Here is a 10922-nt window from a genome sequence, read left to right on the forward strand (position 1 = left end):
GAGCTCGCGTCGGCACTGTGGTGGTGACGCTGCATTCAGCAACGTTCATGCCGCTTGTGGTCCACTCCTGCAGCAGTGCCGCCCGGTCCGCACCCAAAAAGGCGAAAGGCACCTACGCCCCACCCTCTCCGCTGGAAGACCTGCACATCCTCGATTTGCTCGAGCTGGCCGGTTCCCAGACCAAGGCGGGCATCGCCCTGGCCATGCACCAGAGCACGGTGTGCCGCAGCCTGCAGTTGATGCAGCATCAGTTCAAGCTGGAGCCTCGGCAGGGTTCACAGGTATGCCGCCACGGGCACAACGCCTGCCTGCACTACCTGCGCCTGGCCTACCGGGAGCACCGGTTGATGGAGGGACTTCTGCGCATCGGTACGGATGTGCTCCACCAAGGCCTGCTGCTGGGAATGGCGGGTGTGCAGCGGGTGCCACCACGGTTCCGCAGCGCGGAGCACTGGGCGGAGCTGGTGCGCCATGGCCTGCTCGATGGGGCCATCGTGAGCTCCTTCTGTTTGGAGAAGCTGCTCCTCTCCGGCCAGGCACCGCAGTGGGATGGCCTGGCAGCGCTCCCCCTGGGCCAGCTGGCCTTGCAGCTGGTGGCCACCACGCCATCGACACGGCGGGTGTTGCTGCCGCGTAAGGGAGCAACACCGCTGTTGCGGCAAGCCGTGGAGTGGCATGGCTTTGCGGTGGAGCAGCAACCGGCGGCCTGCCAGGAACCCACCGCCTGGATCAAGCGGGCACGAGATCGGACGCTGGCGATGCCGATCTGCACCGATGTGCTGGGGAACGACTGGATCAAGGCCCATGGCCTGGTGCCCTTGGTGGAGCAGCCACCCCTGATCGAGCAGCTGTGGTTGCTGATGCCGCAAGGGGCGGTGAACACCAAGGTGGCCCGGCAGTGCCTGCGACTGCTGCGGGTTCAGATCGCCAAGACGCAATCAATGCAAGAACCGTACAGATGTCCGCGCTAATGGGTGCCTCAGGGGCTGCAAATTGACGGCGGAAGGCAGCAAGGCCCCGCGGACTTGGCCCACACCCAGCCTTGCTTGGCATGGGTTCTGCTCACCTCACCTCAGCACAGCCACCCTGTGATGCCAGACATGGTTCATGCCGCCTGGAGTGGCGATGCCGACCATCTGTGACACCCACATCCTGCTGTTCTGGGCCCACGAGCCCGAACGGCTCTCGTCCCCAGCCCTGCAGCTGGGGGCAGCGCTGATCACCGCTGACGCCAAGCTGCGGGCCTTGCCTGAACTGGACCCGGGCTGGTGATTCGCACGAGAAGCGGGCCAAGGCAGGTTTCACCGGCACCGCAAGCTCGAGTAACGCCAGCAGCAACCGTCCGGCGAGGAGGGCCAGGTCGCGCTCCTTGTCCAAGGACACCGCCGCTTGAAGACCGCCGTAGGCAGGCTGATCAGCCACGGGGCGTTTTGCGTCGAATGACCTCCATTGTTCTTGCACTTCCCCGTCGGTTTGATCTGCAGAACAATCAGCTCTCCGCAGTGTCCAGATCCAGCACCCTCCGGATGGTGCTCCAGATCGGTCATCAGGCGTCTCCCGTCAGGGCGGGGCGCTCGCTAGCCGATCACGTTCACGGTGGTGCCGTAGGCCCGCAACTGGCGGTCCGCTGTCAACAGCAGCATGGGCTCCGTCCTGCTTTGGCACACCAGTAGCCGATCAAAGGGATCGCGATGGTTGCCATCGGCCTCCAGCTCCGCCACCGCCAGCAGATGGGCGCTGCGAATCGGCAACCAGTGAAAGCCCTGCAGCGGCACCTGGCGCTCCAACTCGGGCAGATCCACGTGCAGGCGGCCGATCGACACCTTGATCGCCATCTCCCATAGCGAGGCCTGGCTGACGAACACCTCTGCCTCCGGAGCCTGCACGCGCTCCACCACAGGCTGCGGAAGCCGTGGATCGTCATTCAGCCACCACAGAACCAAGTGGGTGTCGAGCAGCAGCCGCGTCACCGCAGCGCCTCGAATAGGCCATCCAGCGGTGCATCGAAGTCAGCACCGAGCTGGATCTGGCCGCGCATCGCCCCGGGCGCTGCCACAGGCCGGGCTTGAGCCTGCCAGCCCACCAGCCGTGCAATCGGCACGCCGGCCCGAGCAATCACCACTTCCTCTCCTTGCTCCACCACATGCAGCAACTGGGAGAGGTGGGTCTTGGCCTGGTGGATGTTCACCGGCTCCATCGTGGATCGCCCTGAACTAGGTCTTAGTCTAGTCTCACCATGGCGTCGCCCCGCCCCGTGGTTCGCAGGAGGAACTGCTCGGCCTGGCTCATCCGAGCTGATGCTGTATGCCGTTGCCCATCGACAAGCCATGACCCGCATCGTGATCCAGTGGCAAGACCAATTTGGCCATTGGCAGCGCTTCCAGGAGAAGCACAACCAGGCCGATGCCTTCCGCACCGCCCAGGCTCGTGCCCGCAGTACCGGCAAACGGCACCGCCTGGTGGATGAAGCCGGTCGGCTGCTCGATCTGCTGGAGCCCTGACCGATGCCGCTCCCCCAGCAGCGTTCCCGCACCGTCGCGGCCGTGGTGGTCTCCGTTGCACTGGCCTCCGCGGGCATCGCCACCGCCGTGTGGTCAGCGCGTCGTCCACCGGAGGAGGTCCGGACCCTCGAGGTGGTGTTGCGGCGCCTCAGCCAGGGCAATGATCTCGGCAAACAGCCCCTCCATTTCATGGTGGGCTCCGGGAGCTACACCGCCCAACTGGCAGCCCAGCGCGGGCTCTGCAAACCCGAGCAGTGCGACATGTTCGCCCAGCTCAACCCCTACCAGCGCTATGGCAATGGCTGGGATGAATTGATGCGTCAGGGCTATGCCCTTGGCGACATCCAGGGTTGGTCAGCTTCCAGCGGCACGGTTGTGCTTCCACGTGCCACATTTCGCGCCTACGGCACCCATACCGGCTACCTGGCCTGCACGGTGGCCCATGAGATCGCGCACATCCGCCGTTATCACATCTTTCAGCAGAGTTATCACCTGAGCCACAACCTGCGCGGCCAGAGCGAGCAGGCCAGAAACCTGGCTGAGATGAAGCGCTCGCGCGAACTTGAGCTCGAGGCCGACCGTGATGCCGCCACCATGCTGGCCCGCGCCGGTTATCCGGCTCGCATCTGCCAGCACGAGCTGGAGTTCATGGCGCGCTCGGTTGGTGATGGCTCCAGTACCGAACCGGACTCCACCCATCCTGGCTACGAAGACCGCCTAGCGGCCATGCGTGCCCACTACGACGCCATGGAGAAGAAGCCTCCTGCCCCGGAGACCAGTACCCGCATCAGCACTAGCTACAGCCGCTCCGACAATCTGCTCACCATCACCCCTCGGCCCCGCTGAGGGGGCTTCTGCAGTGACTGGGCAGCCTGTCGTGCACCGCCGCCAGACTGGTTCCATTGGAGGGGGGCCCATGCAAGACATTCTTTTCATGGTGGAGGAAGCAGAGGACGATTCCTTTCGCGCCAGCGCCGCCGCAGTCGCGATCTATATGGAGGCCGAGACTCGCGAGGAACTCCATCGGGAGATCCGCGACGCCGCCCTCTTCCACTTCGATTCAGGCCAGGCACCACCATTGATCCGCCTTCATCATGTGAAGCAGGAACTGCTGGCCCTGTGAAGACCCGCGGGATGTCAATGGCCAGCTTTTCGCCGAGCGTCTGCGGCGCCATGGCTATGCGCTGACCCGCCAAACGGGCAGTTACATGCGGTTGACCCGAAGTTCTGGCGCTGAGCAGCCGCACCTCACGATTCCTGCTCACAAGCCGCTGAGAGTTGGCACCCTGCGCCCTGGCTGACAGACACAAGTGCAAGACCCCTCGCAACAGAACGGGTCTCAGTCGATTGGGTGGGCAGGGAGCCATGAGAGGTGGGGGTCGTCACACCAATCCAATCGCTCGTGGATTCCCACGCCCGGCTCCACTGTGAGCTCACCTGCTCAGAGATCTCTCCATCGCTATTCGCCCAAGGCGTGAGGCCCAACTCCGCCACCATGTCCTTGGGGATGTAGCTGATACACCCCTGCTTCCAGAACACCGCCACGGCATTGGGATCCCACTGGTTCGTGGGTTCATGCAGCAGCGTCAGCGGATCCTCAAGCCCATCGTCTCGGCGGCGTGGTCGAGCTTGTAGGCGAGGCAGGTCTGAAGGATTTCGCCATGGCTTGCTGCTGGCACTCGGAGGTACCCGCCTGACTCAGGTGCTGCAGAAGCCGGAGGAGATTGTTCCTGGGCGCCATAGCTCTGGCGGGGCGACTGGAGGAGGGTGCTGTAACGCAGGCGGAGCCTCTAGGCCCTCCCTAGCTCCACCACCTGCTCCGCAAAGGATCCATAGGCCGCGGGATCGCAGGTGAGCAAGATCACCTGCAGGCCGCGATCCACGGCGGTGCTGAGCATGCGTTTCACCAGATCGATGCGCTCGGGGTCGGAGTTGGTGAAAGCGTCGTCGAACACCAGGGGCAGGCAGCCGTCGTGGGCCTCCTTGAGCACATCGGCCATGGACAGCCGCAGGGCTGCTGCCAATTGCTCGCGCATGCCGCCGCTCAGGGCCTCGAAGTCGTAGAACTCCTGACCTCGCCGCAGCTGCAGGCCCTGGAAGCCCTTGCTCTGGTCGTAGCTGAGGCGGGCGGCCTGGCCATCGGGCACCAGCGGCTTGAGGTAGTCGCCAATGGCCCGTGCCAGGGGCTCGCTGTAGCGGCTGGAGAGATCGGCCTGGGCTTCTTGAAACAGCTGCTGCAGGAGCTGATGGGCCTGCGTGAGGCGCACCAGTTGGCTATGGTCAGCCTCGGCTGTTTCCAGCTGCAGCCGGGCCTGCTCAACCGCCGCGAAGGGGTCCTGGCTGCTGATGCTGTCGCAGCGCTGCTTGGCAGCACCCCGTTGATCGAGCAGCTCTTCTTGGCGCCTGGTGAGGGCTTCGATCTGCTCCTGCAGTCGCTGTTGCTCCCGCTCGGCGTCCTGGCTGGCGAGGGCCGCTCGCTCAGCGTTCAGCTGGTTCAGCTCAGCCTCGGCCTGCTGGCGTTCCCCGCTGAGGCCCGTGAGCTTGGCGGCTAGCGCGTCGCGATCCCCGTGCTGGCTGATCAGCGGCTCCAGCCGCTGGTTGCGGTCGGCCAGTTCAGCGCGCACCACCTCGATCTGGCTCGCCTCGCTGAGCCGCTGTTGCTGGAACTTCTGGAGGGCTGAACGGGCGGCCTCCAGCTCGTTCTCCGCGGTTCCCACCGCCGCGAGCGTGTGTTTGCTGGTGGCACTCACCTGTTGCTGCAGGGCTTGCAACGCACTGAGGACCTGAGGCAGTGGCTGCTCCTGCTCCATCGCCTCACGGACCTCCGCCAGGTCCTGCAGTTCGGCATCCAGCTCAGCGAGTCGCTGCCCCAGGGCGTCGTTCTGTCGCTCCAGCTGGCTGAGATCGGCCGGCCCGGCGCCCAGGGCTGCCAGCTGCTGTTCCAGCGCGGTGCGCTGCTCCAGCAGCTCCTCTGCAGCCCCCACGCTCGCGAGATGGAGTGCCTGCAGACGGGCGGCCAGCTGTTCACGGGCGCTCTGCACCGTCTGCTCCAGATCGTCGAGCGCCTGGCCACCACCGGGGGCAATCTCCAGCACTACCCCTTCGCCAACTTGCAGTTGGAACACCGCGCTGAGCCGTTGCTCATCCCCCACCTGCAAGGGGCGGCCATCGAGGCAAACGGGCTGGTCTGCTCTCAGCAGCTTCACCCCGGCGGCCATGGCCTCCTGGCGCGTCTGGGCGTCGCGCAGCTGTTGTTCCAGCTGGCGCAGCTGCAGCAGCGATGGCTTGCTGATGCCCGGCAAGCCGGTCAGCTGTTGCTCCAAGGACTGGCGCTTGGAGGTGTCCTGCCGCAGCTTCTCCAGTTCAGCGCTCTGGCGCGTCAGCGAGTCGGCCGTACTGGTGCGCTCCACCAAACGCTGCAGCAACTGCTGGCGCTGCTCCAGGTCTTGGCGTTGCCGGGTCATGGCATCCAGGCCCTGGCGCCGTTGCTGCTCAGCCGCCTCCAGCTCCGCTTCCCGGCTCTGGGCCCCAGCGGCATTGGCTTCCAAGGTCGCCAGCGTCTTCTGGCGCTGCTCGATCTGCGCCTGGAGATCATCCAGCTGCTGCAGCGCTTGTCCCGCAGCCTCATGGCGTAACCGGATGGGCTCCAGGGCCTTACCGGCCAGCTCGATGGCGGCATCCAGGCGACCAACAGCCTGGGCACCGTCCTGCAGGCGCTTCTGGCTCTCGATCAATGCCGGAAGCTCTTGCGCCTGGAGCTGCTCCAACTCTTCGCAGAGATCCGCGAGCTGCTCGCTGGCGTCTGCGTATTCCGTGAGGCGAGCCAGCGCCAATTCCATTCTGGCGTTGGCCGTTTTCAGGGCTTCTTCACGGGCGTAGAGGGGCGAGTTTTTCTTGGTACCCCGGCTCGTGAAGTTCTCGGCCAGTTCAGCTTCGATGCGCTGCTCCACCCGCTGGTCGAGGGCTGACTGCTGCACCGCAGCGCCGCCACTGCGCTCCAGCTGCAGACGCAGCTGGTCGAAGTCGTAGTGGCTTTTGCCGGTTGCGAGCAGGTCATCGCCGGAGAGGCCCTGGCGCACCCAGAGATGGGCCCAGCGGCTGGGCAGCACCGTGCCCGCCTGTTTGCTGCCCACGATTTCGCCGACGCCCAGCAGTTCAGCCAACCCGTCTTCTGCGGCTGGTCCCATGAGCGCTTTGCCGCTGCTCTCGGCCTGCAGGGTCACCTGTCCAGTGCTGCCGCTGAAGCGTTTGCGCAGGGTCCAGGTGTCGCCCTTGGCTTCAAAGCCGATCTGTACCACCGGCTGGCCCAGGTGCAGCCGCGACTGCAGCGCCTCAACGGGGGCACCCGTCGCCGAGGCCTTCAGGAACAGGGCCCGGTGCAGCGCTTCCACCAGGGTGCTCTTGCCGGATTCATTGGGCCCGCCGATCAGGGTGAGCCGGGGCGAAAAGTTGACCTCCAGCTCGCCATGGAGGCGCACGTTCTGGAGTTGGCAGTTGAGGAGACGCATGGTGGTTCAGCGGGTGGTGGCGAAGCGGAACAGCTCACAGAGGGCGGTGCGAATCCGGCCCGCCTCCTCGGAATCGGGATCGCTCTCGCGGTTCAGGCGCTGCTGCAGCTGTTGGGCCACCTGGGCGATCAAGGGGTCTTCACTGCGGGCGGTGAGCTGCTCGAGCTCGGCAGCCTCGGGTGCCTGTTCGCATTCACCTTTGATCCGCAGCCGCAGCAGCCGGTTCTGCAGGTCATTGATCAGCTGCTGGTAGCGGCGATGGCCCGCGAGGCTGAGGCTACCGCTCACCTCCAGCCGCAGCAGATCGCGGGCGACCCGGCCGGCGGTGAGCTCCTCGAGTTGGCGCTCAAAACGATCGAGATCGCCATCGCCGCTGAAGCGCACCTTGAGGTTGTGCCAGCGGATTCGCCCTGTGGGCTGGGGTTTCACCTCCGGAGTGCTGCCGCGTTGCAGCTCCACCAGAAGCACCTGGCCGCGCTGGTTGTCATCACCCTGGTCAAAGCGATCCGGTTCAGGCGTGCCGGGATACCAGGCCTGGGCGGAAACCTGTTTGAGGTTGTGCCAATCCCCCAGGGCGATGTAGTCGATCTGCTCGGCTGCTAGGGCCGCCAGGTCGATCAGGTTGTTGGCGCCGGCCTGGGCCTCCTCATCGCCCTCGTAGTCCCGCCCCCCGAAGCCGTGGACTCCGCCGTGAGCAAGCACGATGCGGGGCCGGTCGGTGGGCAGACCACTCCAGTCGAACCCGCGCAACCACTGGGTGGGATCGCTGCTGTCCTGGTTGCGCAGTAGCGGACAAGGCAGCACAACAGCCTGCTCCAGCACCAGGGGCTGGCGCTCCAGCAGCAGCTGCAGATTGGGCGCCAGCTGGCGCTGGTGCCGCTGGAAGTCGTCGCGGTGCCACACCGTGCCTGGGGCGCCGTAGTCGTGGTTGCCAGGGATCACCAGCACCGGCACCTCCATCTCGCCGATCAGTTCGAGCACCTCCAGAACGGCGTCCGTGGCCGGGGTTGGTGAGTCGAAGAGATCGCCGGCCACAAGCACCAGCCGGGCGTCCTGCAGCCGCACCACATCGCGGATGCGGCCAATGGCTGCCAGGCGCTCCTGCTGCAGCCGGAAGCGCTTCTGCTCGTTGCCAACCGTGCCGTAGGGCTTGCCGATCTGCCAATCGGCGGTGTGGATGATGCGGAGCATGGGGAGGGGATGGAATGAATCGGGGGTGAACGGGCGGGTTTGACGGCGCTGGAGCGACCCTATGGCCTGCATTCGGCCGAGTCTCTGTCACTTGTGCGAATGACGGGCTTCGCCTGGCTGCAGGCGGGCTGATCAGTTGGCCTTGAGCAGGCGGCAGAGGCGGCTAAGGCGGCGCACATTGGCGATCCTGAGGCTCCGCTGCTCCGTGGCGATCAACCCGGGTCGATCCCCTTGGTGTTCGCGGAGCAGTGGACTGAGGATGAGTCCGTCGGAATGGATCTGCCCAGGGGATGGCACAGGTCTTGCCCAGGTGCCCATCGCTGTGCATGGATGGTGAAAGCTTCTGTTGCGGATGACACCAGACTTCGCTGCCTGCGTTCTGGAGGGGCTGCTGCTGCTCCATGAGGAACTGTCGGTCGATCCAGAAGCCCCTTGGTACGTGGGCACGCCCCATCAGACCCAGGTGCTGCACGATGAGCTCTGGCTCCTGGCGGGTGCACTCAATCCCCACTCCAGCTCTGTGCTTGTGGAAGCCTGGTACGAGGCGGGCCGGTCAGCGTTGCTGCCAATGGCCTGCACCGGGGAGCTGGTGAGCAGCCGGCATCACGCTGCCTGATCGATCACGGCTGATGGTCGGGGGCTTCTGGGCCGCGGTGGTCGCCGGTTCCGTCGGAATGGCGGAAGCGGTTGAAGTGCCCCCTTGCGCGCGGGTTGTGCGCACGCCATCAGCCATCAACTTCTAGGCAGACCAGTTCCCCTCATATCGTCCAGGTCATTGCGATCGTGTTGAACGTGAGGCTTCGCCTCAGGACTCCCGCTCAATGAATAGGAATGACGGGCCGGCATGGTTCATTGCTGCCTTCATCTCCCTTTCTACCGCGGCGGCATCCGGCAACCAGGCCGTGCGTGCTCCGTAACCGCTGGCAATCGATTCGAGATCCACTGCTGGATCGTCGAAGTCCAGACCAACAAAGCTGGTCTGATCGAAGCTTGTGTTCATGGCACCGCACCACAGGTCCTTGAGGATGCGGTATTCGTGGTTCACAAAGCAGATGAACACAGTGGGGATGCGGTAGCGAGCTGCACTCCAGATCGCGTGGATCGAGAACTGGGCACCACCATCCCCTACAAAGCAAACCGATGGTTGCCCTGTTCCGAGAGCCAGTCCCACACCAAGGGGCATGGCCCAGCCCAGGCCACCGCCCCGGGGAGCAAAATGCACGTTGGTGAAGCCCAAGGCAATGGCCATGCGCTGCACCAGAGCATCTTCCGAGGAGCCTTCTGTTACCAGATGACACTGGCGGGGGAGTTGTTGCAAGACATGCAGGATCAACGCATCACTGGCATGGTTGCCATGGCCGGGATAGTCGGCCTGCAGCTGCGCAAACACTTGCGCTTCATCCCGCTGAAATGGCGGGAGATCAGGGGCGCCCAGCAGGTTTACCAAGCCTTTGAGGCAAGCGCCCAAATCGCCAAGCACCGCCAGATCGCAGGGGTAATCGAAACCCAGCTGACGGGTGGACGGCGCCAGCTGGAAAATTTTCAGGGCGGCCGGAATGGCCTGCTCACCATTAAACGTGAAGGTGTCAACCTTTTCGCCCAACAACAACAACCGGCGATAACGGCTCAAGACACTCCGGATCTCGCGTGTGGTGGCCGGCAGCTGGCCGCAGTAGTTCGGGTGCAGGGGATCCACCACGCCCTGGACATGGAACGGCGCCGAATAGAGGTCAGCCCGAAGGTGGGAAGCCAGGCGGCTGAGATGCTGCACCGCGTCAGAAGCACCCACCGCATAGTCAGCCACAATCGCGAGTGGACCGCCACTCTGATCCTGCAGAGCATCCGCCAGCTGATCCAGACCGGTTGGCACCACATCATCAAGAACGGTGGTGCGGCGCAGGCCCACCTCCGCCATGGGTTCCTGCATAAAGTTCATCGGAACCGAAAGGAAGACCGGCCCTCTCGGCTGCAGCCGGGCCTGAAGCCAACAGCGCTGCAGGGCTATCGGTAGATCCGTTGCTTGAGTCACCTCATAGCTGTGCTTGGTGGCGGTTTCCGCCAGCTGGGCGTTAGGAGCCCCCAGCACAGGGTTATGGATGAGAAACCTCGAGTCCTGCTGGCCGTTGATCACAAGCAGCGGAACGCCAGAGAGCAGGGCATTGCGCATATTGAACAGTCCGTTTGCCAGACCTGGATAGGTGTGCAGGCTCACCAGAGCGGGCTTGCGCGTCACCATCGCGTAGCCGGCCGCAATGCCGACGGCGGTGGATTCATGCAACGCCAGGCGGTATTCAGCCCTGGAGCGCCCCACCGCCTCAAGAAAGGTGGTTTCTGTAGTACCAGGGTTCCCGAAAACGTAGGGAATCTCTTCCAGATTGAGAAAATCGCGAATCAGATCACCGCCGGTGTACGCCATCGAGACAGGAAAAGCCCACGTCAGAGCTCAAGTTAGGAGGCTGCTGAAAAGCAAGAAAAAGCCTGATCCGTCACCCGCATCGGGGTAGCCCGACTCCCGCTGTTGCCCCATTCGTGCCAGCAGGCTGCTTGGTCCTGCCAAGCACCAGCTGAAACTGCTTGTCATGCTCAATGCATGAGTGTGTAGCCTTTGCGACAAATGCACGGGCGTCCGCCTGCCCTGGCTAGCTGTAGCTGTAGTTGAGGAGCAGATCCATGGCCTTGATGCTGCCAAGCGGACTGATGGAGCTTCTGAATGCTGAGCTGT

The 10922-nt window shown here is 64.4% G+C and carries 13 protein-coding genes; 7 read left to right on the forward strand and 6 right to left on the reverse strand.

The window, feature by feature from the left end:
- The first annotated feature begins 56 nt into the window (after positions 1–56).
- Together KBZ14_RS11700 and KBZ14_RS11705 are read left to right on the forward strand one after the other, a co-directional pair.
- Entirely contained in the window at positions 57–971 is a 915-nt protein-coding gene (locus KBZ14_RS11700; protein WP_255118508.1) for a hypothetical protein, read from the forward strand.
- A 154-nt stretch (positions 972–1125) separates the two neighbouring features.
- The gene (locus KBZ14_RS11705; RefSeq protein WP_255118509.1) at positions 1126–1272 is read left to right on the forward strand and encodes a PIN domain-containing protein; all 147 of its coding nucleotides are present in this window, start codon (positions 1126–1128) and stop codon (positions 1270–1272) included.
- A gap of 305 nt (positions 1273–1577) precedes the next feature.
- Here KBZ14_RS11705 and KBZ14_RS11710 read toward each other — a convergent pair whose 3' ends face one another.
- On the reverse strand, positions 1578–1970 hold the full coding sequence (locus KBZ14_RS11710; protein ID WP_255118510.1) for a type II toxin-antitoxin system VapC family toxin: 393 nt from the start codon (positions 1968–1970) through the stop codon (positions 1578–1580).
- Positions 1967–2188: a type II toxin-antitoxin system Phd/YefM family antitoxin gene (locus KBZ14_RS11715; RefSeq protein ID WP_399211212.1), complete on the reverse strand. Its 222-nt coding sequence runs from the start codon at positions 2186–2188 to the stop codon at positions 1967–1969. Before KBZ14_RS11715 ends, KBZ14_RS11710 begins: the two co-directional genes overlap by 4 nt.
- 139 nt (positions 2189–2327) lie before the next feature.
- Here KBZ14_RS11715 and KBZ14_RS11720 point away from each other — a divergent pair, with 139 nt between their 5' ends.
- The 4 genes from KBZ14_RS11720 to KBZ14_RS15950 all read left to right on the forward strand — a co-directional run bounded on the left by KBZ14_RS11720 (position 2328) and on the right by KBZ14_RS15950 (position 3802).
- Complete coding sequence (locus KBZ14_RS11720) at positions 2328–2501, forward strand: hypothetical protein (RefSeq protein ID WP_255118512.1); 174 nt, start codon at positions 2328–2330, stop codon at positions 2499–2501.
- A gap of 3 nt (positions 2502–2504) precedes the next feature.
- Positions 2505–3347 carry a M48 family metalloprotease gene (locus KBZ14_RS11725; protein WP_255118513.1) on the forward strand — a complete coding sequence of 281 codons (843 nt, stop codon included), beginning with the start codon at positions 2505–2507 and terminating at the stop codon, positions 3345–3347.
- Between the two features lie 70 nt (positions 3348–3417).
- A complete protein-coding gene (locus tag KBZ14_RS11730; protein ID WP_255118514.1) occupies positions 3418–3624 on the forward strand; it encodes a 2-oxoisovalerate dehydrogenase E1 subunit beta in 207 nt (68 codons plus the stop codon).
- Positions 3625–3664: 40 nt separating this feature from the next.
- The gene (locus KBZ14_RS15950; protein WP_399211222.1) at positions 3665–3802 is read left to right on the forward strand and encodes a type II toxin-antitoxin system HicA family toxin; all 138 of its coding nucleotides are present in this window, start codon (positions 3665–3667) and stop codon (positions 3800–3802) included.
- A gap of 489 nt (positions 3803–4291) precedes the next feature.
- On the opposite strand, the gene KBZ14_RS11735 is transcribed toward KBZ14_RS15950, so the two are convergent.
- The 3 genes from KBZ14_RS11735 to KBZ14_RS11745 all read right to left on the reverse strand — a co-directional run bounded on the left by KBZ14_RS11735 (position 4292) and on the right by KBZ14_RS11745 (position 8497).
- Positions 4292–7009, reverse strand: coding sequence for an ATP-binding protein (locus KBZ14_RS11735; RefSeq protein ID WP_255118515.1), 2718 nt, complete (start codon positions 7007–7009; stop codon positions 4292–4294).
- Positions 7010–7015: 6 nt separating this feature from the next.
- Positions 7016–8200, reverse strand: coding sequence for a metallophosphoesterase family protein (locus tag KBZ14_RS11740; protein ID WP_255118516.1), 1185 nt, complete (start codon positions 8198–8200; stop codon positions 7016–7018).
- Positions 8201–8332: 132 nt separating this feature from the next.
- On the reverse strand, positions 8333–8497 hold the full coding sequence (locus KBZ14_RS11745) for a hypothetical protein (RefSeq protein WP_255118517.1): 165 nt from the start codon (positions 8495–8497) through the stop codon (positions 8333–8335).
- Positions 8498–8552: 55 nt separating this feature from the next.
- Between KBZ14_RS11745 and KBZ14_RS11750 the strand changes: the two genes are divergently transcribed.
- Entirely contained in the window at positions 8553–8816 is a 264-nt protein-coding gene (locus KBZ14_RS11750) for a hypothetical protein (protein ID WP_255118518.1), read from the forward strand.
- Positions 8817–9005: 189 nt separating this feature from the next.
- Here the strand turns inward: KBZ14_RS11750 and KBZ14_RS11755 are convergent, their stop codons facing one another.
- A complete protein-coding gene (locus tag KBZ14_RS11755; RefSeq protein WP_255118519.1) occupies positions 9006–10616 on the reverse strand; it encodes a thiamine pyrophosphate-binding protein in 1611 nt (536 codons plus the stop codon).
- Positions 10617–10922: the final 306 nt, after the last annotated feature.

The sequence above is a fragment of the Synechococcus sp. HJ21-Hayes genome, from assembly GCF_024345835.1.
Classification (GTDB): Bacteria; Cyanobacteriota; Cyanobacteriia; order PCC-6307; family Cyanobiaceae; genus Vulcanococcus.

What these genes read in the sequence shown, in the direction of transcription:
- KBZ14_RS11705 (WP_255118509.1), top strand. Translation starts at nt 1,126, where the DNA reads ATGCCGACCATCTGTGACACCCACATCCTGCTGTTCTGGGCCCACGAG.
- KBZ14_RS11720 (WP_255118512.1), top strand. Translation starts at nt 2,328, where the DNA reads ATGACCCGCATCGTGATCCAGTGGCAAGACCAATTTGGCCATTGGCAG.
- KBZ14_RS11725 (WP_255118513.1), top strand. Translation starts at nt 2,505, where the DNA reads ATGCCGCTCCCCCAGCAGCGTTCCCGCACCGTCGCGGCCGTGGTGGTC.
- KBZ14_RS11730 (WP_255118514.1), top strand. Translation starts at nt 3,418, where the DNA reads ATGCAAGACATTCTTTTCATGGTGGAGGAAGCAGAGGACGATTCCTTT.
- KBZ14_RS11735 (WP_255118515.1), bottom strand. Translation starts at nt 7,009, where the DNA reads ATGCGTCTCCTCAACTGCCAACTCCAGAACGTGCGCCTCCATGGCGAG.
- KBZ14_RS11740 (WP_255118516.1), bottom strand. Translation starts at nt 8,200, where the DNA reads ATGCTCCGCATCATCCACACCGCCGATTGGCAGATCGGCAAGCCCTAC.
- KBZ14_RS11750 (WP_255118518.1), top strand. Translation starts at nt 8,553, where the DNA reads ATGACACCAGACTTCGCTGCCTGCGTTCTGGAGGGGCTGCTGCTGCTC.
- KBZ14_RS11755 (WP_255118519.1), bottom strand. Translation starts at nt 10,616, where the DNA reads ATGGCGTACACCGGCGGTGATCTGATTCGCGATTTTCTCAATCTGGAA.